Annotated in this window: 22 protein-coding genes; 12 read left to right on the forward strand and 10 right to left on the reverse strand. The window is 70.1% G+C overall.

Annotated elements, in window-relative coordinates:
• Positions 1-122 precede the first annotated feature (122 nt).
• Both GR168_RS10600 and GR168_RS10605 read right to left on the reverse strand, forming a co-directional pair.
• A complete protein-coding gene (locus GR168_RS10600) occupies positions 123-1,688 on the reverse strand; it encodes an RNA polymerase sigma factor (RefSeq protein WP_137808735.1) in 1,566 nt (521 codons plus the stop codon).
• Between the two features lie 56 nt (positions 1,689-1,744).
• Positions 1,745-2,563, reverse strand: coding sequence for an ROK family protein (locus tag GR168_RS10605; RefSeq protein WP_065628897.1), 819 nt, complete (start codon positions 2,561-2,563; stop codon positions 1,745-1,747).
• A 170-nt stretch (positions 2,564-2,733) separates the two neighbouring features.
• Between GR168_RS10605 and GR168_RS10610 the strand changes: the two genes are divergently transcribed.
• Entirely contained in the window at positions 2,734-3,687 is a 954-nt protein-coding gene (locus tag GR168_RS10610; RefSeq protein ID WP_159370685.1) for an inositol monophosphatase family protein, read from the forward strand.
• Positions 3,688-3,741: 54 nt separating this feature from the next.
• On the opposite strand, the gene cei is transcribed toward GR168_RS10610, so the two are convergent.
• Positions 3,742-4,434 (reverse strand): envelope integrity protein Cei, encoded by a 693-nt coding sequence (cei, locus tag GR168_RS10615; protein ID WP_065628895.1) that lies wholly within the window; start codon positions 4,432-4,434, stop codon positions 3,742-3,744.
• A gap of 410 nt (positions 4,435-4,844) precedes the next feature.
• On the opposite strand from cei, the gene GR168_RS10620 reads away from it, so the two are divergent.
• Entirely contained in the window at positions 4,845-5,144 is a 300-nt protein-coding gene (locus GR168_RS10620) for a DUF4193 domain-containing protein (protein ID WP_004018846.1), read from the forward strand.
• A 97-nt stretch (positions 5,145-5,241) separates the two neighbouring features.
• On the opposite strand, the gene GR168_RS10625 is transcribed toward GR168_RS10620, so the two are convergent.
• Positions 5,242-5,814, reverse strand: a complete 573-nt coding sequence (locus GR168_RS10625) for a DUF3093 domain-containing protein (RefSeq protein WP_065628894.1) — start codon at positions 5,812-5,814, stop codon at positions 5,242-5,244.
• 22 nt (positions 5,815-5,836) lie between these two features.
• On the opposite strand from GR168_RS10625, the gene dut reads away from it, so the two are divergent.
• A complete protein-coding gene (dut, locus tag GR168_RS10630; protein ID WP_065628893.1) occupies positions 5,837-6,322 on the forward strand; it encodes a dUTP diphosphatase in 486 nt (161 codons plus the stop codon).
• A 109-nt stretch (positions 6,323-6,431) separates the two neighbouring features.
• On the forward strand, positions 6,432-7,337 hold the full coding sequence (locus tag GR168_RS10635) for a DUF3710 domain-containing protein (RefSeq protein ID WP_159370686.1): 906 nt from the start codon (positions 6,432-6,434) through the stop codon (positions 7,335-7,337).
• A 24-nt stretch (positions 7,338-7,361) separates the two neighbouring features.
• Here the strand turns inward: GR168_RS10635 and GR168_RS10640 are convergent, their stop codons facing one another.
• On the reverse strand, positions 7,362-8,093 hold the full coding sequence (locus GR168_RS10640; protein WP_159370687.1) for an alpha/beta hydrolase: 732 nt from the start codon (positions 8,091-8,093) through the stop codon (positions 7,362-7,364).
• Positions 8,094-8,388: 295 nt separating this feature from the next.
• On the opposite strand from GR168_RS10640, the gene GR168_RS10645 reads away from it, so the two are divergent.
• A complete protein-coding gene (locus GR168_RS10645; RefSeq protein WP_004018839.1) occupies positions 8,389-8,763 on the forward strand; it encodes an OB-fold nucleic acid binding domain-containing protein in 375 nt (124 codons plus the stop codon).
• A 92-nt stretch (positions 8,764-8,855) separates the two neighbouring features.
• Positions 8,856-9,482 (forward strand): DUF3159 domain-containing protein, encoded by a 627-nt coding sequence (locus GR168_RS10650; RefSeq protein WP_238995087.1) that lies wholly within the window; start codon positions 8,856-8,858, stop codon positions 9,480-9,482.
• On the opposite strand, the gene GR168_RS10655 is transcribed toward GR168_RS10650, so the two are convergent.
• Both GR168_RS10655 and GR168_RS10660 read right to left on the reverse strand, forming a co-directional pair.
• Entirely contained in the window at positions 9,463-10,125 is a 663-nt protein-coding gene (locus GR168_RS10655) for a TrkA family potassium uptake protein (protein ID WP_058250226.1), read from the reverse strand. The genes GR168_RS10650 and GR168_RS10655 overlap by 20 nt on opposite strands.
• A 22-nt stretch (positions 10,126-10,147) precedes the next feature.
• Positions 10,148-10,816: a TrkA family potassium uptake protein gene (locus tag GR168_RS10660; RefSeq protein WP_058250313.1), complete on the reverse strand. Its 669-nt coding sequence runs from the start codon at positions 10,814-10,816 to the stop codon at positions 10,148-10,150.
• A 78-nt stretch (positions 10,817-10,894) separates the two neighbouring features.
• On the opposite strand from GR168_RS10660, the gene GR168_RS10665 reads away from it, so the two are divergent.
• The 4 genes from GR168_RS10665 (at position 10,895) to GR168_RS10680 (ending at position 17,504) form a co-directional block, all read left to right on the forward strand.
• Entirely contained in the window at positions 10,895-12,910 is a 2,016-nt protein-coding gene (locus GR168_RS10665; protein ID WP_159370689.1) for an APC family permease, read from the forward strand.
• Entirely contained in the window at positions 12,907-14,214 is a 1,308-nt protein-coding gene (locus GR168_RS10670; RefSeq protein WP_159370690.1) for a TRAM domain-containing protein, read from the forward strand. Before GR168_RS10665 ends, GR168_RS10670 begins: the two co-directional genes overlap by 4 nt.
• Before the next feature lie 150 nt (positions 14,215-14,364).
• Positions 14,365-16,323, forward strand: a complete 1,959-nt coding sequence (dxs, locus tag GR168_RS10675) for a 1-deoxy-D-xylulose-5-phosphate synthase (RefSeq protein WP_068970461.1) — start codon at positions 14,365-14,367, stop codon at positions 16,321-16,323.
• A 41-nt stretch (positions 16,324-16,364) separates the two neighbouring features.
• Positions 16,365-17,504: a glutamate--cysteine ligase gene (locus GR168_RS10680; protein WP_238995069.1), complete on the forward strand. Its 1,140-nt coding sequence runs from the start codon at positions 16,365-16,367 to the stop codon at positions 17,502-17,504.
• Between the two features lie 320 nt (positions 17,505-17,824).
• Here GR168_RS10680 and GR168_RS10685 read toward each other — a convergent pair whose 3' ends face one another.
• From GR168_RS10685 to GR168_RS10695, 3 genes are all read right to left on the reverse strand, one after another.
• On the reverse strand, positions 17,825-18,253 hold the full coding sequence (locus GR168_RS10685) for an SRPBCC family protein (protein ID WP_068969826.1): 429 nt from the start codon (positions 18,251-18,253) through the stop codon (positions 17,825-17,827).
• A 155-nt stretch (positions 18,254-18,408) separates the two neighbouring features.
• Entirely contained in the window at positions 18,409-19,698 is a 1,290-nt protein-coding gene (locus tag GR168_RS10690) for an HRDC domain-containing protein (protein WP_159370692.1), read from the reverse strand.
• Positions 19,695-20,321, reverse strand: coding sequence for a DUF3000 domain-containing protein (locus tag GR168_RS10695; protein ID WP_058250234.1), 627 nt, complete (start codon positions 20,319-20,321; stop codon positions 19,695-19,697). Before GR168_RS10695 ends, GR168_RS10690 begins: the two co-directional genes overlap by 4 nt.
• Before the next feature lie 93 nt (positions 20,322-20,414).
• Here GR168_RS10695 and hemE point away from each other — a divergent pair, with 93 nt between their 5' ends.
• Both hemE and GR168_RS10705 read left to right on the forward strand, forming a co-directional pair.
• Positions 20,415-21,479 carry a uroporphyrinogen decarboxylase gene (gene hemE, locus GR168_RS10700; protein ID WP_159370693.1) on the forward strand — a complete coding sequence of 355 codons (1,065 nt, stop codon included), beginning with the start codon at positions 20,415-20,417 and terminating at the stop codon, positions 21,477-21,479.
• A complete protein-coding gene (locus GR168_RS10705) occupies positions 21,479-22,885 on the forward strand; it encodes an FAD-dependent oxidoreductase (protein WP_159370694.1) in 1,407 nt (468 codons plus the stop codon). Before hemE ends, GR168_RS10705 begins: the two co-directional genes overlap by 1 nt.
• The last annotated feature ends 10 nt before the right edge of the window (positions 22,886-22,895 follow it).

Below are 22,895 nucleotides of genomic sequence, written 5' to 3' on the forward strand. Positions count from 1 at the left end.
CGGTCGTGTCCAAATCGGAGCGCGCAGAACTATTGACAGATCGAAGTCGATGTGGATGGCAGAACGACATCGCCCCCGGAACCGCGAGGTTCCGGGGGCGATGAGGGTGCTGTCGTCACCGACTAGTCGAGATAGTCACGCAGGACCTGCGAGCGCGACGGGTGGCGCAGCTTGGACATCGTCTTCGACTCGATCTGACGGATGCGCTCGCGGGTCACCCCGTACACCTGTCCGATCTCGTCGAGGGTGCGGGGCTGGCCGTCGGTCAGTCCGAAGCGGAGGCGGACCACGCCGGCCTCACGTTCGGACAAGGTCTCGAGCACCGACTGCAGTTGATCCTGCAACAGCGTGAAGCTGACCGCGTCGACCGCGACGACGGCTTCAGAGTCCTCGATGAAGTCGCCGAGCTGGCTGTCGCCCTCATCGCCGATGGTCTGGTCCAGCGAGATGGGTTCCCGGGCGTACTGCTGGATCTCCAGCACCTTCTCCGGGGTGATGTCCATCTCCTTGGCGAGTTCTTCCGGCGTCGGCTCGCGGCCTAGGTCCTGGAGGAGTTCACGCTGGATGCGACCGAGCTTGTTGATGACCTCGACCATGTGCACCGGGATACGGATGGTGCGGGCCTGGTCGGCCATGGCGCGGGTGATCGCCTGACGGATCCACCAGGTGGCATACGTCGAGAACTTGTAGCCCTTGGTGTAGTCGAACTTCTCGACCGCGCGGATCAGACCGAGGTTGCCCTCCTGGATGAGATCCAGGAACGCCATGCCGCGGCCCGTGTAGCGCTTGGCCAGCGACACGACGAGGCGCAGGTTCGCCTCGAGCAGGTGGTTCTTGGCGCGGTTGCCGTCGCGGGAGATCCAGTTCAGGTCACGCTTCTGGGCGGTGCTGAGCTTCTCGCCGGCATCCATGATGCGCCGGAGACGTTCGGTGGCGAACAGTCCGGCCTCGATGCGCTTGGCGAGTTCGACCTCTTCCTCGGCGTTGAGGAGGGCGACCTTGCCGATCTGCTTCAGGTACGCGCGGACACTGTCGGCGGAGGCGGTGAGCTCGGCGTCCTTGCGGGCCTGACGCAGCGCCTCGGACTCCTCTTCGTCCCAGACGAAGTCGCCGGACTTCGCGGCGGCGGCCTCGTCCTTGGACGCGGCCTTCGCGGCGGCCGGGGTTGCGCCGCCGGCGGCGGGCGCGGTCGCCTCCTCGGACTCGTCGTCGTCCTCCGACTCGTCCTCGGAGTCGTCGTCGTCGACCTCCAAGTCGTCGTCGATCTCGACGTCCTCGAGTTCGGCGTCGGGACCGTCGATGTCGTCGATCGAGTCCGGGTCGTCGGGCTCGGCGTTCGGATCGTCGCCGGAACCCTCCGCGGACGCGGCCTTCTTGGCGGCCTTCTTCGGTGCCGCCTTCTTGGTGGCCTTCTTCGCCGGGGCCTTCTTGGCGGGGGCCTTGCGGGCGGCGGTCTTCTTCGCAGCCTTCTTGGCGGTTCGCTTCGCCGGGGCGTCGGTCGCGGCTGGGGTCGACTCCGTCGACTCGGCCTCTGCATCACCCTGGTGGGTCGTGATGGCTGCCACGTACAACCTTTCGAACTGTCTTCTGTGGTGTCTTCTGTCGTCTGTCACCAGACGCGACACGGCAGCATGAGCCGCCGTGGACGAGGTCTTGGTTTCTCGGTTGGAATGACCGGTGACGACCATTGTAACGACATCGCCGTCCCCGGTGTGTCAAAGCCCTGGTCACGCCCTGCGCGGCGTCACGTCTTCAGTCCCTGGGACACTGCCATGGCCGCACCGACGATGCCGGCGGTGTTCAACAGCGTCGCCGGTACCACGGGCGTCTTGTTGGTCAGCAGCGGAATCCACTTGTCGGACTTGCGGCTGATACCGCCGCCGGCGATGAAGAGATTCGGCCAGAACAGCGCCTCGTAGGTCTCGAGGACCTCGGAGACCTTCTCGGTCCACTTCTCGTACGACCAGCCCTTCTCCTCGCGGACACGCGAAGACGCCTGGTGCTCGGCTTCCTTCTTGCCGACCTGTAGGTGACCGAGCTCGGTGTTGGGCACGAGGGTGCCGTTGATCAGGATCGCCGACCCGATACCGGTTCCGAACGTCAGCAGCATCACGACCCCCGCGACGCCCTTGCCCGCGCCGTACGCGTCCTCGGCCATACCCGCGGCATCGGCGTCGTTGAGGACCGACACCTGCCTACCGCCGAGGTATCCGCTGAAGAGGTCGTAGACGTCGGTGCCGATCCAGGCCTTGTCGATGTTCGCCGCCGTGCGCATGATCCCGTCGGTCACGACCCCGGGGAGGGTGACACCCACCGGGCCGGTCCAGTCGAAATGCGCGACCACCTCGGCGACGCCCCGGGCCACGGCCTCGGGTGTCGCGGGCTGCGGGGTGAGCACCTTGAACCGTTCGCCGACGAGTTCACCGGTGTCGAGATCGACGATGCCGCCCTTGATCCCGGAACCGCCGACGTCGACCCCGAAACCGAGGTTCGTCGGAGGTGTTGGATCATCGGGGCCGGCGACATCGGAGTCGGACGATCCGGGGACGGACGTGTCGGTCATGGCGGGGCTCCCTGTCCGGGTCGGTGTCTGAGGGTGGGGGCAATCCGAGACCAGCCTATTCACGCGACCGGCGCAACGCCCGTCATCGCAACGCATGTCGACACGATTCGACCACCCGGGAGGAGAGATCGGTCACCGCGATCGGTGGTGCGCTCCGGCCATGTGCTCACATGGAGGGCGTGGATCAGACAATTCCGGTGGACGAGCTCGCCGCGGTCGCCGGCGCCGTGGCCCGGGAGGCCGCCGCGCACGTACGTCGCCGCCGGCCCGAATTGTTCGGTGCGACACCGGGACACGGCGAGCCGCCGCAGCCCGCCGCGGTGGATTCCACCGTCCGGCCCGTCTCGACGAAGTCGACGGTGCAGCCTGTGTCGACGAAGTCGACAGTGCAGCCTGTGTCGACGAAGTCGACGGAAACCGATCCGGTCACCCTCGCCGACACCGAGACCGAACGCCTGATCCGCTCGCTGCTGCGTGAGGCGCGCCCCGACGACGAGGTGCTGGGCGAGGAGGACGGCGGGAGCCGGGCGGTGCCATCCGGTGTCCGATGGGTGGTCGATCCGATCGATGGGACCGTCAACTTCATGTACGGCGTGCCGGCCTATGCGGTGTCCATCGCGGCCCAGGTCGACGGACAGTCGGTCGCCGGGGTCGTCGTCGACGTCGCCCGCGACGTCACGTACGGCGCGACCCTCGGCGGGGGAGCGTGGGCGGCGGACTCCGCCGGGGTACGCCGGCCGCTCCGCTGCAATCCGGTCGACAGGGCCGAACTGGCGCTCGTCGCAACGGGTTTCGGGTACGACGCGGCGCGCCGCCGGAAGCAGGGACGCATCGTCGCCGAACTGCTCCCTCGTGTCCGCGACGTCCGACGCATCGGCGCCGCGGCGCTCGACCTCTGCATGGTCGCGACCGGCGCGGTCGACGCCCACTACGAACACGGTCTGAGCCCGTGGGACTGGGCCGCCGGCGGGCTGATCGCCGCCGAGGCCGGCGCCGTCGTCCAGACTCCGCCACCGGATTCACGGGCCGACGAGGGTCACATCACCGTCGCTGTCGCGCCCGGGGTGGCCGACGAATTCCTCGCGCTGCTCGACGAATTCGACGCCCGCAGCCCGCTCACCTGACGGCCCTCCCGCGTCTCGCCATGGGGTCGGCGGCCGCCGCACGGCGTGCGGAGGTCAGCAGGGGGCGGAGTGCACGGCCTCGACGAGGACCGGGTCGACACCACTCGCCGGATTCTTCGGATCCGCCGACCGCAGCGCCTCGAGGGCAGCCTGCGCGTCCTGCGACATCTCGCCACCCGAGTGGTGGACCCCGAGTGCGACGTCGACGGCCGTGCCGCGCCGGCCGTCGTCGACCAACTGGGCGCACGGGAACGCCAGCCATGTGGCCGCCGCCGCCGCGCGACCGGCCGGCCCGAACCGGATCTGTGCGACACAGTTGAGATCCCGGTTGGGATAGACCGGGTCATCGGCGTACGGCGTGTCCGGCACCGGGCTGAACCCCTGCGCGGTCAGGTCGTCGGACACCGTGCGGGCCGCGCCTCGTTCGTCGGAGGCGTTGAGGACGCGGACGCCGAAGGTCGACAGCGGGGCCGGAGCGACTCCGAGCATCTCGTCCCGTCCGACGACGGTGAGGGTCGGCGGGGCCGGCGGAGGTGGCGCGCCCGCTTCCACCGACGTCGGCGGAGTCGGTTGATTGCACGCTGTCGGAACGGATTCGGACTCGCCGCCGCCCAGCGCAACCGCCCACACCACCACGCCGACGACCATCAGGACGACGACCGTGACGATCGCCGGTGCGTAGCGCCGCCGACGGTAGGGTCGGCCCTGCTCGTCGGTCGGATAGCCGACCGTAATCTTCGACACCACCGTGGACTGACTCCTCACTGGGCGTTGCGTGATCTCGGATCACTGTAGAGGGTGACCCCGCAGTCCCCCGCGAGCCTCGCCGGGAGCGGTACGACTGGGGTGTACCGGGGCATGGATCGGGCGCCGAACCGAAACTTACCGACGAGTTGGGTCCCGGGTATTGACCTTCGATAGCGTGTCGACTATACTTCGGGCGCCCGCGCTTCCAGACCCGGGGTGCGCCCGATATGAAACCGTGATCGAAATCACGCAATACGTCTGATCCTCTGGTACGAATCTCGCCCGAGACGACGTTGCAGTGACCCCATCGGTAAGACAATCCCGGCGGAGTCGTGCGCAATAACACCGGGTGGCGACGCCAGCGCCGTCACCGTGAGCGCCCCTCACACTCTCGACAAGTTAGGCAAGGAATGGCTACAGATTACGACGCGCCACGACGGACGGAGACCGAGGACCTCAACGAGGACTCGCTCGAAGAACTGAAGGCTCGACGCAGCGAGGCGCAGTCCTCGGCAGTGGATGTCGACGAGAGTGATACCGCGGAGTCCTTCGAACTCCCGGGCGCCGATCTCTCGGGCGAGGAACTGTCCGTGCGTGTCATCCCCAAGCAGGCCGACGAGTTCACCTGTACCAGCTGCTTTCTCGTCTACCACCGCAGCCGGTTGGCCGAGGAGAACGGAAGCTCGCTCATCTGCGTCGACTGCGCGTGAGATGAACTGAGTCCAGCTGTCACAGCTGATGAAGGGGGCCGACGCCGAATACGGCGCGGCCCCTTCGTCGTGTCTCGGGTAGAGAGTCGTGCCCGGGTCAGGCGGTGGGTGCGGGACGGTCGGCCGCGGCGTCGTCGACGCCCAGCGCCGCAAGGAGTTCGGCGGGCCGACGTGTCGAGACCAGCCAATACGGTGTCGGGTCGTCGGGGTCGTCGAGCACGATGAGGACCATCGTCTTCACCCAGGAGCGGTGCACGAGATAGGCCGCCGGGTCGAGCTGCCGCCCGAGTGCGGCGCTCTTCGCGGTCGCCGGGACCGTCGCCGCCCGCGCGACGACGGCGCGCGGCAGGACCGCACGGTGGGCATGCAGCTCCCGATCCGCGGTCACCCGGATGCGGGTACGGCTCATCGACCACAGCATCACGACGCACAGCACGCCGGTGGCCACGTATCCGATGATGCTCCAGGCGCTCCCGCGCGCCGACAGCTGGATCTCGTAGCCCACCACGCCGGTGAGGACCACGGCTGCCAACCACCACCACCACGGCACGTACAGGCGCTCGTCGAACAGATCGGCGGTCGAGTCGGTGACGCCGGCGTTCCGCCCGGTGGGTGCGGGGGAGGCGTCCGAGGGTCCTCCGGGGCGCTCGGGCGAATGATCTGCGGTCACGTGACCAGCGTAGTCTGCCTGCGTGGCCTCAGATCTCCCCCCTGCGCACCCCGCTGACCCGGCGCCGATCGCGCTCCGACGCCTCGATCCCGACCTACCGCTGCCGACCAGGGCGCACCCCGGGGACGCGGGGGTCGATCTCTATTCGACGATCGATCTCGAACTGCCCGCCGGACGCCGTCAACTCGTCGGGACCGGGATCGCCGTGGCGTTGCCGATCGGCACCGTGGGGCTGATCCACCCGAGGTCGGGACTGGCCGCCCGGGCCGGCCTGTCGGTCGTGAACACCCCCGGCACCATCGACGCGGGCTATCGCGGGGAGATCAAGGTCTGTCTGATCAACCACGATCCGGAGCAGACGATCTCCATCTCGCGGGGAGACCGCATAGCCCAGCTGATCGTGCAGCGCGTCGAGCTGCCCGACTTCGTCGAGGTCGACGAACTCGACGACACCGCACGCGGCGACGGCGGGTACGGATCGAGCGGGGGATCGGCGATTCTCGCCTGACCGCTGCGGTGAACCGTCGCCCGGGGCTCTCCCCGACGGGAGTCGATTAGTGTTTCCCGTGTGTCCGGCGGATCGCTGTCGCCGGCGGTGACGAACGAGGAGTGACGCGATGGCACAGGACGGATCAGAGGAGCTGCGGGTCGGTCAGGCGCGCGGCCCCTACGACATCGACGCACTGGCGACCCGGCCGCAGGAGCTCGAGAACTCCCATCTGGACCTCGGATCGGTGCTGGTCCCGGTGGTCGAGGGCGGACAGGTCACCGTCGAGATGTCCGAGGCCCACCAGCCGCAGAACGTGTACCTGGTGACCCCCATCGGCCGGATCTCGGTGAGCGCCTTCGCCGCACCCAAGTCCCCCGGGATGTGGCGTGAGGTGGTCCGTGAGCTGGCCGCTTCCCTCCGCGACGACGGCGCGGCCATGAGTGTCGAAGACGGGCACTGGGGGCGTGAGGTGGTCGCCGAGACGGACGGTGCGACCCACCGGTTCATCGGGGTCGACGGCCCGCGCTGGCTCGTCCGGTGCGTGGGCAGCGGACCCACCGAGCATGCGGACGACCTCGCACGGTTGAGCCGCGCCGTACTGGCCGAGACGGTGGTCCGACGCGGGTCCGAGCCGTTCCCCCCGCGGGATCCGCTGCCCGTCGTGTTGCCGCCGGTGCTCGCCGAGCAGGTCGCGGCCGCCCAGCAGCAGATGTTCGCCGGCCCCCCGGCCGGACAAGAATCCCCGGACCCCTCCGCCCAGAACCCCACCGCCCCGAACCCCACCGCACAGGACGCGGGCCCGGGTGCCGCGACCACCGAGGACGCGACCGACGATTCGGTACCCGTTGCCGGGGGTGCGCTCGATCAGGTAGCCCACGCCACCGTCTATGGGGAGAACGCCTACCGCGACGAGCCGGAGGCGGCCGCCGCCCCGGAAGTGGAGTCCGCGGCTCCCGCCGATCCCGAGGTCGACGAGGAGCCGTTGCCGCCGTCGTCGGGCTCGGCGATGCAGCGCTTCCGCCGCCGCCGCTGAAGCTCCGGCCACACCGGGCTCCGATCACCCCGGCGGGTCGGTGAGTGCGACAAGCCCGGCCCGGAGCTCGTCTCCCAGCACACCCGGATCGTGGCCCCAGTCGTCGAGCGTGATCTCGACGAGGGTCGATTGCGGTGCGGCAGCATGCCATTCGCGGGCGACGGCGATGGGGTGGACCGGATCGTCGGCGGCCGCGACGATGGCCAGCGGCACCGTGAGCCCGGCGATCTCGGCCGGCGTCGGCGCCCGATGACGAGCCGCCTCGCGCAACATGCCGGCGAGGCCCGGGTACAGACCCCGCCACGACCGGGTCAGTTCCGCGGCCAGCCAGGCCGGGCTGCTGCTCGCCATCGCCGCGATGGTCGCCTCGAGTCCGTCGCGTTCGAGCGCCTCGGCGGTGGCGCCGGCACTCGCGGCCGCGGGTGCCGAGTGGGCGTCGCCGCTCCATGCCGGCAGTGCGGCGAGCACCCCGGCGCAGCGTCGGTCGGTGTCCTGCAGGGCCCACTCGAGCGCGATCGCGGCCCCGATCGACACCCCGCCCACGAGGATCGAGCGGTGGGCTCCGGCGGCCCGCTCCAGCCCGCGGAGGTGGCCGTCGATCAACGGCGTTGTCGGGTCCAGCGCGATGAGCTCTACCTCCAGGTCAGCTGCGGCGCGCTGAAAGGAACGGGTGACGTGATCGGCGTCGGAACCCGTTCCGGGTATGCCGACCAGAGCCGTCGGGCGAGGGCGGTGCGGACCGTCGGTGCCAGGCATCAGGGCATCATCCCCTAGTGGTGTGTCTCGAAAAGAGGTGGCCGGTATCCGGTGGGGCGCCGGGGACCATTCGCTTGTTTCCGAGACACACCACTAGGGTGTCCGGAGGTCCCCGCGCAGACCTGGACAGCGGGGGTCCGGCGACCACGGAATGGCCCCGCGGTCGCCGACGTTGTCACTGGCCGAGGCCGAGGTCTACGCTGGCGGGCAGGTCACCGATCACTCGTTCGGCGACCCACGGACACCGCTCTGTACAGCCCTGCGGTGCCGGCCGAAATCCATTGGGAGGGTCGAGATGCCCACTGCCGGCTATCTCAAACGACTGACCCGTCGGCTGACCGAAGATCTCGGTGACGCCGACGCAGAGAAGATCGCCGAGGAATCCAAGGCGACAGGCGCTCAGCGCGCGTCCGAGTGCTGCCGCGGTGACGAGGTCACCATGCACGGCGAACTGCGTGCCGTCGAGACCTGTTCGCGGTCGGCCAAGGCGGGGGTGAAGGCCGAGTTCTTTGACGGCTCCGACATCGTGATGCTGAAGTGGCTGGGCCGTAACCGCATCACCGGCATCGAGCCCGGCCGCAAGGTCACCGTCCGGGGCCGGCTCGCCGAGCAGGACGGCCACAAGGTGATCTACAACCCTTATTACGAGTTGCACGGCGTCGACGAGTGACCGGTCCGGTCCCCGAGCATCCGGCCTCGAGACAGCCGGACGCCGAACCGTCGGCACCCGGACAGTCAGCACCCGAGCAGGCGGCGCCCACGGTGCTCGAACAGATCGGTGGCGTCTCCGGCCTGGTCAATTCGACGGTGCCCGTCGTGGTGTTCGTCCCCGTCAACTCCTTCTTCGACCTCCGGACCGCCATCTACGCGGCGCTCGGCGTGGCGGCGCTGCTCTTCGTCGTACGGCTCGTGCGCCGCGAACCCCTGACCCCCGCGATCTCGGGTCTGCTCGGCGTCGCCATCTGCGTCTTCATCGCCGACCGGGTGGGGGATGCCAAGGGCTACTTCCTCTTCGGGATCTGGAGCACCCTCGTCTATGCGATCGTGTTCGCCGTCTCGATCCTGGTGCGGTGGCCCCTCATCGGGGTGGCCTGGCATCTGATCAACGGCGAGGGTTCCGGCTGGCGCAAGCAGCGTTCCATCCTCCGCGCCTACGACATCGCCACCGCACTGTGGGCAGTGCTCTTCGCGGCGCGCTACCTGACGCAGTCGGAACTGTACGACGACGGGGCCACCGGGTGGCTGGCGTTCGCGCGCATCGCGATGGGGTGGCCGCTGACCGCGCTCGTGGTGCTCGCGACGATCCTCCTGGTCCGCCGGGCACAGCGAGCCGAGGCGGCGCGCGCCGGCACCCCGCCGGACGCGGACGTCACCGCGCGATCTGCATAGCCTCGTAGAGGGCGGGCTCGGCCTCGGTGGGCGCGATGAAGACCAGTTCGTCGCCGCCCTCGATGGGGTCGTCGCGCTGCGGGACGATGACGCGGCCGCCGCGCAGGATCGCGACGAGCGCGGCGTCGCGCGGCAGTTCCAGCTTCCGGACGGGCTTGCCGGCGAGGGGGGTGTTCGACGGCAGGGTGAGTTCGACGAGGTTGGCCTGCCCCTGACGGAACGTCATCAACCGGACCAGATCGCCGACGGACACCGCCTCCTCGACCAGGGAGGCGAGCAGGCGCGGGGTCGAGACTGCGACGTCGACCCCCCAGTCCTCGCCGAACAGCCACTCGTTACGCGGGTCGTTGACGCGGGCGACGACCCGATTGACGGCGAACTCGGTCTTCGCGAGCAGGCTCACGACGAGGTTGGCCTTGTCGTCGCCGGTCGCGGCGATCATGACGTCGTAGGTCTGTAGTTGCGCCTCTTCGAGATTGGCGAGTTCACACGCGTCGGCGAGCACCCACCCCGCGCCGACGACGGAGTCGGTGTCGATGTGGCCGGCGTTGCGCTCGAAGAGCGTGACCTCGTGGGCGTTCACCAGCAGTTCGCGGGCGATCGAGCGCCCGACCGCGCCGGCTCCGGCGATGGCGACCTTCACTTCGGGACTCCTTCGGCCCGGGTCATCCGGACTCGTTCTGGGTGAACGGCCGCGCGGCGACGCCGCGGGCGTTCTTGAGGTTGTCGAGCATGACCGCCCCGTAGACCACATCGTCTTGTTGCAGAACGGTTTTCGCCTCGGGGAGAACCGGACGTCCGACACGGCTGAGGAAGGCCACCCGCGCGCCGGTCTGCTCCTGGAACTTGCCGACCGAGATCCCGATCCACGAGTCGTCGACGTCGATCTGGGCGATCGCCAGCGAACCCGACGGGTCACGCCACTCCATCGTCGTCGTCTCGCCGAGCGCCGAGACGAATCGCTCGGTCGTCCAGGGGACGGTCGCCACCGTGGGGATGCCGAGTCGCTCGTACACCTCGGCGCGCTTGGCGTCGTAGATCCGGGCGACGACGCGCTCGACGTCGAAGGTCTCGCGGGCCACCCGCGCCGAGATGATGTTCGAGTTGTCCCCGGAGGACACCGCGGCGAACGCGTCGGCGTGCTCGATGCCCGCCTTGACGAGGATCTCGCGGTCGAACCCGACCCCGGTGATCGTGCGGCCCGCGAAGTCGGGACTCAGCCGCACGAACGCGCTCGGATCCCGATCGATGATCGCGACGTCGTGTCCGCGCTTCTGCATCGACATCGCGAGCGCGGATCCGACCCGCCCGCAACCCATGATGACCACCTGCACGGCATTCCTCTCCACACGCGGCTCGTCTGCCGCGAGTCGAACCTACCCGCCTCGGCGCCAACGCTCTAGGGTTGCCTGGTGTCCACCGTCTCCAAGGTGTCCGTTGCGACGAAACGCCTCCTGCTCGGCAGGCCTTTCCGCAGCGACACGCTCGGTCACACCCTGCTGCCCAAGCGGATAGCCCTGCCGGTGTTCGCCTCCGACGCGATGAGCTCGGTGGCGTACGCGCCGCAGGAGATCTTCCTGGTCCTGTCCGTCGCCGGCATCAGCGCGCTGGCGTTCACGCCCTGGGTGGCGATCGCCGTCGCCGTCGTCATGGCCGTGGTCGTCGCGAGCTACCGCCAGAACGTGCACGCCTACCCCTCGGGTGGCGGCGACTACGAGGTCGCGACCGTCAATCTCGGTCCCAACGCGGGCCTGACCGTCGGCAGCGCCCTGCTGGTGGACTACGTGCTCACGGTGGCGGTGTCGGTCACGTCGGCGGCGGAGAACATCGGTTCGGCGATCCCGTTCGTCGAAGAGCACAAGGTGTGGTTCTGCGTCGGCGCGATCATGCTGCTCGCCGCGGTCAACCTGCGTGGCATCAAGGAGTCCGGGGCCGTGCTCGCGATCCCGACCTACGGGTTCATCATCGGTGTCCTGGGCATGCTCATCTGGGGGTTCACCGAGATCTACGTGCTCGGTCAGGACATCCATTCCGAGACCGCCGACTTCGGCATCGTGCCCGAACAGGACAACCTCACCGGGCTGGCGCTGATGTTCCTCGTCGCCCGGTCGTTCTCCTCGGGCTGTGCGGCGCTCACCGGGGTGGAGGCCATCAGCAACGGGGTGCCGGCCTTCCGGAAACCGAAGTCGCGCAACGCCGCGACGACACTGCTGCTGCTGGGCGCGTTCTCCATCACCCTGCTGATGGGCATCGTGCTGCTGGCGGAGAAGATCGGCGCGAAGTACGTGATGAACCCGGAGCAGGACCTCATCGGGGCGCCGGAGGGTTACCAGCAGAAGGCCATGATCGCCCAGCTGGCCCACGCCGTCTTCGACTCCTTCCCGCCGGCCTTCTTCTTCGTCGCCACCGTCACCGCGCTGATCCTGCTACTGGCCGCGAACACCGCCTTCAACGGTTTCCCGGTGCTGGGCTCGGTGCTCGCGCAGGACCGCTACCTGCCGCGCCAGTTGCACACCCGAGGCGACCGCCTGGCGTTCAGCAACGGCATCCTCTTCCTCGCGATCGCCGCGATCATCTTCGTCGTCGCGTTCGGCGCGCAGGTGACGTCCCTGATCCAGCTCTACATCGTGGGCGTCTTCGTGTCGTTCACCTTGAGCCAGACGGGCATGGTGCGGCATTGGACCCGCCTGCTGCGTACCGAGACCGACCCGAGCGCGCGGCGTCGGATGATGCAGTCCCGGGTGGTCAACACGGTCGGCCTGGTGATGACCGCGACGGTCCTGGTCGTCGTCCTGATCACCAAGTTCACCGAGGGTGCCTACATCGCCGTGATCGCGATGGTCTCGCTGTTCGTGATCATGAAACTCATCCATCACCACTACGCGTCGGTGCAGCGCGAACTCGACCGCGCCGAGGACGACGACGAGGCCGTCCTGCCCAGCCGCACGCATTCGATCGTGCTCGTGTCCAGCCTGCACATGGCGTCCAAGCGGGCCCTGCGGTACGCGCGGGCCACCCGTCCGGACGTCCTGGAGGCGATCACGGTCAACGTCGACGACCGCGACACCCGCAAGCTCGTCTCGGAGTGGGAGGCCAGTGACATCACCGTCCCGCTGAAGGTCATCGCCTCGCCCTATCGCGAGATCACCCGGCCCGTCATCGAATACGTGCGCCGGGTGCGGCGCGAGTCGCCGCGCGACGTCGTGACCGTGTTCATCCCGGAGTATGTCGTCGGGCACTGGTGGGAGCAGATCCTGCACAACCAGTCGGCGCTGCGCCTCAAGGGCCGGCTGCTGTTCGAGCCCGGCGTGATGGTGACCTCGGTGCCGTGGCAGCTCACCTCGTCGGACCGGCGCAAGGAAGACCGCGCGTACTGGGCGCCGGGGGAGACCCGCCGTGCGCTCGGCGAACCCGAACGGCGACCGTGAGCGGCCCGGCAACACCGCGACGGGTCGAGGTGACCGTCGACCGTCCGGCCAACGGCGGTGAGTCCGTGGGCCGCGCCGACGGCCGCGTCGTGTTCGTCCGCGGGGCGATCCCCGGCGAACGGGTGGTCGCCGACATCACCGACGACCGGCACGACTCGTACTGGCGGGCTGAGGTGACGGAAGTGCTCGACGCCTCGCCGCATCGGGTGGCGACGCGGTGTCCGGCGGCCGCGGCCGGGGCCGGGTGCTGTGATCTCGCGCACGTGGCACCCGATCACGCGCGGGACCTGAAACAGGCTGTGCTGCTCGATGTCCTGGATCGCGTGGGCCGTCTACCGGGCGCGATCGTCGCCGGCACCGAGCTGGCGACCGACGGCGTGCGGCGTCTCGTTGACGCCGACACGGGGTGGCGAATCCGGACCCGCCTGGCCGTGGACGGCCGGGGGCGCCCGGGGCAGTCGGCGTTCCGCGGCCGCGGCGTCGTCACCGAGGCCTGCGTCCAACCCGCCCCGGGAATGCTCGACGGACTCGCCGACCGCGGTTTCACCTCGCACTCCGAACTCGCCGTCATGCTCGACGCCGACGGCGCGCGCCACGTCACCGAACTCGCGCCCGTGGCGGAGCCGCGGCGGGGCCGCGCCGACAGCCGGCGCCGGGCGCAGCAGAACCGCGCCCGGCACGCACGGCCCCGTGCCCAGCGGGTCGTCGAAGGCGAGGCGACGGCCGTCCAACGGGTCGGCGGGCGGTCGTGGGACATTCCCGTCGCGGGATTCTGGCAGGCGCACCGCGACGCGCCGCGGACCTATGCGGAGGCCGTCGTCGACTTCGTCGGTGCGCATCTCGGAAGACCGACGCGGGTGGCGTGGGATCTGTACGGCGGGGCAGGGGTGTTCGCAGGTGCACTGCTCGACGGCCCGGCCGGTGCGCCGGACACGGTGCACATCGTCGATTCGGACCCGGCCGCACTCGACGCCGCCGAACAGGCCTTCGCCGGCGACGGCGATCGGGTTCACACCCACCGCGGGGAGGTCGCGGCCCGGATCGCGGACCTCACCGCGCGGCCGGACGTCGTCGTCCTCGATCCCCCGCGTACCGGAGCCGGAGAACGGGTGATCGGGGCGATCGCCGACGCCCGGCCCGGCATCGTGGTCCACGTGGGCTGTGACGCCGCCCGATTCGCACGTGATCTCGGATACTTCGCCGCGCGCGGATTCCGTGTCGTCGACATACGCGGTTTCGACGCTTTCCCGCTGACGCACCACGTGGAGGCGGTGGCCTGCCTCGTTCCGGCCGCCGACGGGTGAGCGGGCGCGCTCGCGAGGTCCGGGATCCCGACGTGTCGGCCATCCGTCGATCGGGCTCGCGACGAATGCTTCCGTAGACTGACCAGACATGTGCCGGACGCTCTCCGGCTCGACAGCCGACCTGGCGTCACGCCGGTGATGGAGGAAACGATGGGTGTGCTCGACCGGATCAGCTCGCCGGCCGATCTCCGGCCGCTGTCGGACGAGGAGATGAAGGTCCTCTCGGCCGAGATCCGGACGTTCCTGATCGAGAAGGTCGCCGCCACGGGCGGACATCTCGGACCGAACCTCGGAGTCGTCGAGTTGACCCTCGGTATCCACCGCGTCTTCGACTCGCCGTCGGATCCGATCCTGTTCGACACCGGCCACCAGTCCTACGTCCACAAGATCGTCACCGGACGCAAAGACGGCTTCGATCAGCTGCGCCAGCGCGGCGGGCTCACCGGCTACCAGGAGCGCGCGGAGTCCGAACACGACTGGGTGGAGTCCTCGCACGCGTCGGCGGCGCTGTCGTATGCGGACGGGCTCGCGAAGTCCTTCGAACTGACCGGTCAGCCGGATCGCACGGTGGTCGCGGTGGTCGGCGACGGCGCCCTGACCGGCGGCATGTGCTGGGAGGCGATCAACAACATCGCCGCCTGCAACCGCCGGGTCGTCATCGTGGTCAACGACAACGGTCGGTCCTATGCGCCGACGATCGGCGGACTCGCGAGTCACCTGTCGGGGCTGCGCCTGCAGCCCGGGTACGAGAAATTCCTCGACGAGGGTCGCCGCGTCGTCAAGCAGGTGCCGGTCGTCGGGGAGCCGGCGTACGCCGTGCTGCACGGGATGAAGAGCGGGCTCAAGGACCTCCTGGCCCCGCAGGCGATGTTCACCGATCTCGGCCTGAAGTACGTCGGGCCCGTCGATGGTCACGACATCGACGCGGTCGAGTCGGCGCTGCGGCAGGCCCGCGACTTCGGCGGCCCGGTGATCGTGCACACCGTGACCCGCAAGGGCATGGGCTACGCCCACGCCGAGAACCACGTCGCCGACCTCATGCACGCGACCGGCATCATCGACCCGGTCACCGGCCGGCCCACGAGCGTCTCACCCCAGGACTGGACCGCCGTGTTCTCCGCCGCACTGCTCGACGCCGGCGCCAACCGTCCCGACGTCGTGGCGATCACCGCGGCGATGCCCGGGCCGACGGGGCTCACCCCCTTCGGCGAACGCTACCCGGACCGCATGTTCGACGTCGGCATCGCCGAACAGCATGCGATGACCTCGGCGGCCGGACTCGCGCTCGGCGGACTGCATCCGGTTGTCGCGATCTACTCGACGTTCCTCAACCGCGCGTTCGATCAGCTGCTGATGGACGTCGCGCTGCTGAAGCAGCCGGTGACGCTCGTCCTCGACCGTTCCGGCATCACCGGACCCGATGGCCCCAGCCACCACGGCATGTGGGATCTCTCGCTGATGGCGATGGTGCCCGGCCTGCGGGTCGCCGCACCCCGTGACGCCGTCCGACTGCGCGAGGAGTTCGACGAGGCTCTCGGCGTCGCCGACGGCCCCACAGCCCTCCGATTCTCCAAAGGTGCTGTCCCCGAAGACATCCGGGCGGTCGAGCGGCTCGACGACGGTGTCGACGTTCTGCACCGGACGGACCGGGACCTCGGTCCGGCGGGCGGCGATGTGCTCATCGTCGCGGTCGGTGCCTTCTGCGGGCTGGCCGTCGACACCGCCGAACGCCTGGCCCGTCAGGGAATCGATGCGACGGTCGTGGATCCGCGCTGGGTACTGCCGGTGCCCACCTCGGTGGTCGAGGTCGCGCGCCGCCACCGGCTCGTCGTGACGCTCGAGGACGGGTGCACCAGCGGCGGCGTCGGTTCCGCGGTCGCCGCCGCGCTGTCGGCGGCGGAGGTGCTCGTACCGGTCCAGATCAAGGGCATCCCGCAGGAGTTCATCGCACACGCCTCGCGCAACGAGATCCTGGGCGATCTCGGGTTGACCGCGCAGGACCTCGCCCGGTCGATCACCGCGACGGTCTCGGGCATGCAGGCCGGTCCCGGCCTGGACCGGGCGATCGAGAACACGCCCGATCCGGCGGAGAGCCGCGCCGAGGACTGACGTCCCGTTTGACCGATGCCGCCGCTGGGCATTTTCTCCGTGTGGACGACGAGTACGGTTCCGCGGGCGGGGATTTCCGGGGCATTCCGGCGCCGACCCTCGGGGTCGAGGAGGAGTTCGTCCTCGTCGACCGGGAGACCGGACGGCCGGTCGGGAGTAACCGCGAGGTCGCGGCCGCGGCATCCGCGCGCGGCCTCGACCTCGAGTTGGAACTCACCTCGTCGCAGGTGGAGATCGCCACGCCGACCGCGGCGACGAGTCAGGAGATCGGCGACCACCTGCACCGGCTGCGGGGCATCCTGGCGGCGGCCGCCGACGACGTGGGCGTGGACGTGGTGGCCTGCGGGGTGCCGCCACGCGTGCCCGAGTCGTTTCCGGTGACCGACACCGGCCGCTACCGGGCGATCGCCGCGCGGTACGGCATGCTGGCCCACGAACAGGGCATCAGCGGCTGTCACGTCCACGTGGGTGTCCCGGACACCGACACCGCCGTCGCGGTGTGCAATCGCCTGCGCCCGTGGCTACCGATAATGCTTGCGCTGTCGGCGAACTCGGCGATCTATCGCGACGCCGACTCCGGCCACGCCAGTTGGCGCTCGGTGCTATGGTCGCGATGGCCGGCGGCGGGACCGCCGCCCCATCTCCGGTCGGCGGAGCACTTCGCCGAGACGGTCGAACTCCTCGTGGCCACGGGCACGATCCTGGACCCGCACATGCTGTACTGGGACGCCCGGCCGTCGGATCACCTGCCAACGGTCGAGGTGCGGGTCGGGGACGTGCAGATGCGGGTGGAGGAGACACAGACCTTCGCCACCCTCGTCCGTGCGGCGGTGATGACCGCCCTCGACGACCTGCGCGCGGGGGACCGGCGGTTCCCGGCCGCGGACCTCGATCCGGCGCTGCTGTCGGCCGCGTACTGGATCGCCGCCCACGACGGCGTCGACGGGCGCGCGCTCGACCCGACGACCGGCGCGTTGCTGCCGGTCTGGACCCGGGTCGAACAGCTCCTCACCGTGCTCGCGCCGGCGCTGCACCGACTCGGTGAGCGGGACGGCGTCATGCAGGCGCTGGACCGGCTGCGTCTGGATGGCAACGGGGCCTCTCGCCAGCGGCGCCTCTTCGAGGAGTCCGGATCGGCTCTCGCCGTGGTCCGGGCCGCGACGCTGCACCCGCCCGTCTGACGACGGACGCCTGCCCTTCGTGGGGCTCGTCGCTAGGCGCTCCTCGCACCTCAGTACCAGCGGCCTGACGGCCGTCCTGGACTACGAAAGAAACCTGTGTGCTCGCGGCGAGCCTTACTACTGCTCCCTGAGGAGGCCGGAGCTTGCGGAGGCCGTCACGAAGGGTCCTGGTGAGATGCGTCGCGAACCCTTCGTGGCTCGTCGCTGGCGCTCCTCGCACCTCAGGGAGCGGAGGGAGGGTGTCGCTTGCACCCCACAGACCAGCGGTTTGGTGGTTCCTCGGATTAGGGTGCAGAGGGGTCAGGTCGGCCCCGATCGACTCAGCGCAGTGTCGCCAGGTTCGAGATCGACTTGTGCACATCGGACTCCAGGATCTTGGCGACGAGCCTGCCGACCGAGCCGTTGAGCAGACCGCCGGACAACTCGGCCGACAGATCGAAGTGCGAACCGTCGGCGATCTCGTCGACCTTCATCGCCAGATCGATGTTCACCCCGCCGCGGCCGGTTCCCGAGAGCGCGATGAGCCGCGGCTCGTCGTAGTCGGTGACGGTCCAGTGGATGACGTTGCGGAAGCCCTTGACCTTGATGAGGGAGGAGATGGTGGTGCCCTCGGCGATCGTGTCGGGGACCGGCGAGCGCCACCCGCCGAAGATGGTCATCCACTCGTCGAAGCGCGAGAGGTTGCTGGCGAGCGCCCATGCTGCGCTCGGTTCGAGGTCGGAGTCGATGCCGACGGAGACTGTGGCCACGGATCTGCTCCCATCGCGGAAGGTGGTGTGCTCACCGGAGGTGACTTCCCGGTGGCTCGCGTACTCGGGTGATGGCATTCGGGTCGTGACCCCCGAATGTACGCGAAGGTCGGCGCCACAGCGCGATGGCCGGGGGTCTCGTCGGGCTTGGCGATCTACTCGGCGGCCGCCGTCGGCCCAGGTCGGGCGGCGTCGAGGAGGGCCTCGGTCAGGGCCTCCACACAGAGCGCCCGCTGCCATGTGCGGGCGCCGGCGGCGGCCAGATGTGCATCGAGCGCCTCGGTCGTGATCGGTTCCGGCAACCCGTCCCAGCACAGCTGTCGCACCACATCGGGTGCGAGGAGGTTCTCCACCGGCAGGGTGTGGTCTTCGGCGATCTGTTTGAGCACCGGCCGGACCGCCTGCAGCCGCGCCGCGGCCTCCGGATTGCGCTGATCCCACCGGCTGACCGGGGGCAGACCCGGCCCGGTCGACTTCCGCGAGGGCAGCTTGCTGTCAGGGATCTCGCGAGCCCGCTGCAGCGCGGACATCCAGATCCCGGCCTGACGGCGCTGACGCGGGCCGCCGAAGACCGGCAGCTTGGTGAGTTCGGCGATGGACTGGGGGTTCACGGTAGCGGCGTTGACGATGGCGGTGTCGGGCAGGACACGTCCGGGCGCGACATCCCGACGCTGCGCCAGTTCCTCACGCGCGGTCCACAATTCGCGGACCGCGGCGAGGGCGCGGGTGGACTTCACGGTGTGCACGTTCGACGTCTTGCGCCACCGGTCGGTGCGCGGCGGTGCCGGTGGCCGACCCAGGACGTACGCGAATTCCTCTCGCGCCCAGCCGTCCTTGCCCGCCTCTGCGAGTGCGGCGTCCATGGCGTCGCGCAATTCGACGAGGACCTCGACGTCGAGCGCGGCGTAGTTCAGCCATTCGTCGGGCAGCGGGCGGCGCGACCAGTCGGCGGCGCCGTGTCCCTTGAGGAGTCCCAGCCCGAGGAACTCCGCCACCATCGCGGCGAGGTTGACCTTCGCCAGGCCCAGGAGGCGTCCGGCCAGCTCGGTGTCGTACAGCTCGACGCACTCGAAACCGAGTTCGCGGAGGCACGGGAGGTCCTGATCGGCCGCGTGCAGCACCCATTCTGGTCCGCGCATCGCGTCGATGACGGGCGCCAGCGCGCCGGGATCACCGATCGGGTCCAGCAGGAAGCTCCCTGATCCGCGTCGTTTGATCTGGATCAGATAGGCGCGTTGCGAGTACCGGTAGCCCGACGCGCGTTCGGTGTCGACGGCGATCGGCCCGTCGCCGGCGGCCAGAGCGGCTGCCGCGTCGGCGAATTCGCTGGCGGTCGCCAGTACCGGGGGCACGCCGTCGGCCGGCCGGAGCAGCGGGGTGACCTCCGGCGCGGGGTCCGGCTCGATCGGGTTCTCGGCCGCATCCCCGGGGGCGGAGTCGTTCACGTCGCGCCGAGTTCGGTGACCCCGACCGGCGGGAGGCCGGCGGCGGAGGCGAGGACGTCGCAGAACGCCTCGAGGTGGTTGTTCAGGCCGTCCGAACTCAGGGCGGTCCACGAGGCGCGCACCTCGAGCTGATGTGCGCGCGGAGGTCCGGCGATGTCGCCGTACCGGACCGACGTCGTGGAGGTGACGGTGCCGCCGAGCGCGGTCACCTCGACGCGGTGGGCGGAACCGTCGGGCGTGGCGGTCGCGCCCACCGGGACGCCGAGGGCGTCGCTGAGCCAGCTCCAGGCCACCTCGGGCAGCAGCGGATCCATGGCCAGGGCGGCCTCCACCTCCGCCTGGAGGAACGCGACGAGGCGCATGGTGCCGTTCCACGCGTCCTGTCCGGCGGGATCGAACAGCAGGATGAGGCGCCCGAAGGCGCTGCCCTGCGAATCCGTGGGCACCACGTCGAGGTCCTCGGGCGGGCGCACCTCGGCACCGACGGCGTAGCTGTACGGCGCCAGGCGCTGCGGCGGCCGGATCGGTCCGACCTCGATCTCGCGGCGCACCCGGGCAGCATGCAGCGACTCCACCGCCGCGCGGAAATCAGCAGGCTCGTCCGGAGCTCCCGAAGAGGTCACCGTTCGACCGTAGGGCTGGGGTGCCCGGCCACGGCGGAGGCGCGCCGAGGACCACCCGTGCGCAGATCGAGGGGCATGGCAGAGTAAGCGGTGATGTCGAACGCAACTGGTACCCGGGTCCATAGGTCGAACCTGCCGCTCGTCGCCGCGGCCACCGGCGCGACCCCGTCACGCCGTCCGGTGTGGTTCATGCGGCAAGCCGGTCGCTCGCTGCCCGAATACCGGGCCATCCGCGCCGATCACGGCATGCTGGAGTCCTGCTTCGACGCCGAACTGGTCTGCGAGATCACCATGCAGCCCGTCCGCCGGCACGACGTCGACGCGGCGATCCTGTTCTCCGACATCGTGGTGCCGCTCAAGGCCGCCGGCATCGACCTCGACATCGTCGCGGGCACCGGGCCGGTGATCGCCGAGCCGGTGCGCTCGCCCGACGCGGTGTCGCGCATCCCGCGGCTGGAACCGGCAGCGGTCGGCTCGATCGCGCGGGCCATCGAACTGCTGCTCGACGAGCTGGGGGACCAGGCGGCGCTGATCGGCTTCGCCGGAGCGCCGTTCACCTTGGCCTCGTACCTCATCGAGGGCGGCCCGAGCCGCAACTACGAGCGGACCAAGGCGATGATGCACGGCGACCCGGAGACGTGGGCCGAGCTGATGGCGCGCCTCGCGGACATCACCATCGCGTTCCTGCGTGTCCAGCTGGAGGCCGGAGTCGACGCGATCCAGCTCTTCGACTCGTGGGCGGGCATGCTGTCGGCCGCCGACTACCAGCGTTTCGTCGCACCGCACAGCGCCCGTGTCCTGGCCGAGGTCGCCGGGTACGGCGTCCCGCGCATCCACTTCGGCGTCGGCACCGGTGAGCTGCTCGCCCCGATGGCGCATGTCGGTGCCGATGTCATCGGCGTCGACTGGCGTGTGCCGCTCGAGGAGGCCGTGCGCCGGGTGGGTCCGGGTAAGGCAGTGCAGGGCAACCTCGATCCGACACTGCTGTTCGCCGGCCCCGACGTCGTCGACGCCGAGGTCCGCCGGGTGGTCGCCGACGGCGACCGGGCGATCGCCGCCGGGGCGGTCGGGCACATCTTCAACCTCGGACACGGCGTGCTGCCCGGCACCGACCCGGACGTGCTGACCCGGGCCGTCGAAGTGATCCACAGCCTCTGATGTCCCCGCGGGTCCGGATCGCGATCGTCGGCGGCGGGATCTCCGGTCTGACCGCCGCCTACCGCCTTCGTCGTGCGCTCGGGCCCGACGCGCACCTCGACCTGCTCGAGGCCTCCGGACGGGTGGGCGGGGTCCTGCACACCACGACGGTCGGCGGTCGGGCCGTCGACGTCGGGGCCGAGGCGTTCATCGTCCGGCGACCCGAGGCGCTCGAACTCGTCACCGAACTGGGCCTCGCCGACCGGATCGTCTCGCCGACGCCGCGCCGTCCCGCGGTGTGGTCGGGTAAGCGGTTGCATCCGTTGCCCAGTCCGGCGCTGATGGGCATCCCGGCCGGACCGGCCGTCGTCGACGGTCTCGCCGACCCCGAGGACGTCGACCGCATGTCCGGTGAATCCGACCGTTCGATGCGGTGGGAAGCCGGGACCGATACGTCGGTCGGGCAGCTGGTCGCCGACCGGTTCGGGCCCTCGGTGGTGGCGCGCAGCGTCGACCCGATGCTCGGGGGTGTGTACTCCAGTCTCGCCGGCGACATCGGGGTCCGCGAGGCGCTACCGGCGCTGGCCACGCGCCTCGACGCGGGCGCGCCGTCGCTCACCGCTGCCGTCGGCGACCTCATCGCCGCGGGGGCCGGGGCCTCGGGGCCGGTCTTCGGCGCCCTCGTGGGCGGATACCAAGTCCTCCTCGACGCCCTGCGGGCCGCGGCCGGCGTCGAACCCGAGATCTCGTGTCCGGTCACCGATGTCACTCCGTCGGGGGCCGGGTGGGTGCTCGACTTCGGTACGGCTCGCGACCCGCGACCGTACGACACCGTGCTCCTGGCCGTGCCGGCCTGGGCGGCGGGGGAGCTCCTGGGTCGGTCCGCGCCGGACCTGTCCGCGCCGTTACGCGCGGTCCGGGGCGCCTCGTCGGTGGTGGTGTCGATCGCGCTCGCGCCGGGGACCGAGCTGCCCGATCACTCCGGTGTGCTGGTGGGGACCGGAGAAGCATTGCGCGCCAAGGCTTTCACGTTCAGCTCGCAGAAGTGGGCGCATCTGTCGGATGCGGACCGGCCGGTCTCGGTGCGGGCGTCGTTCGGGAGGTTCGGTGCGGTGGTACCGGATGAGACGACCGAACCCGGCGTCGACGACCGGCTGCGTCGTGAGGCACTCGAAGACCTCGACGAGGTGTGCCGCGCCGCCGGTGTCGCACCGGTGTCGTCGCGGGTCGTCGACGCATACGTCCAGCGTTGGGACGACGGACTGCCGGTGTATGCGCCCGGGCACCTCGCCGCGATGTCGCAGGTGCTGGCCGCGCGGCCGTCGCGTCTGGCCTTGGCCGGGTCGTCGTATGCCGGGGTCGGGGTGCCGGCCTGTATCGGTCGGGCCGGTCGCGCGGCGGCCGAACTGCTGGCAGATCTGACGTGACCCGACTCCG

The organism is Gordonia sp. JH63, assembly GCF_009856645.1.
GTDB classification, from domain to species: Bacteria; Actinomycetota; Actinomycetes; order Mycobacteriales; family Mycobacteriaceae; genus Gordonia; species Gordonia hongkongensis.

Excerpts from the sequence above, each read along its gene's own strand:
- GR168_RS10600 (WP_137808735.1), bottom strand. The coding sequence starts at position 1,688 with ATGGTCGTCACCGGTCATTCCAACCGAGAAACCAAGACCTCGTCCACG.
- hemE (WP_159370693.1), top strand. The coding sequence starts at position 20,415 with ATGTCGAACGCAACTGGTACCCGGGTCCATAGGTCGAACCTGCCGCTC.
- GR168_RS10705 (WP_159370694.1), top strand. The coding sequence starts at position 21,479 with ATGTCCCCGCGGGTCCGGATCGCGATCGTCGGCGGCGGGATCTCCGGT.
- GR168_RS10645 (WP_004018839.1), top strand. The coding sequence starts at position 8,389 with ATGCCCACTGCCGGCTATCTCAAACGACTGACCCGTCGGCTGACCGAA.
- GR168_RS10620 (WP_004018846.1), top strand. The coding sequence starts at position 4,845 with ATGGCTACAGATTACGACGCGCCACGACGGACGGAGACCGAGGACCTC.
- GR168_RS10605 (WP_065628897.1), bottom strand. The coding sequence starts at position 2,563 with ATGACCGACACGTCCGTCCCCGGATCGTCCGACTCCGATGTCGCCGGC.
- GR168_RS10640 (WP_159370687.1), bottom strand. The coding sequence starts at position 8,093 with ATGCCTGGCACCGACGGTCCGCACCGCCCTCGCCCGACGGCTCTGGTC.
- dxs (WP_068970461.1), top strand. The coding sequence starts at position 14,365 with ATGGGTGTGCTCGACCGGATCAGCTCGCCGGCCGATCTCCGGCCGCTG.
- GR168_RS10635 (WP_159370686.1), top strand. The coding sequence starts at position 6,432 with ATGGCACAGGACGGATCAGAGGAGCTGCGGGTCGGTCAGGCGCGCGGC.
- GR168_RS10610 (WP_159370685.1), top strand. The coding sequence starts at position 2,734 with ATGGAGGGCGTGGATCAGACAATTCCGGTGGACGAGCTCGCCGCGGTC.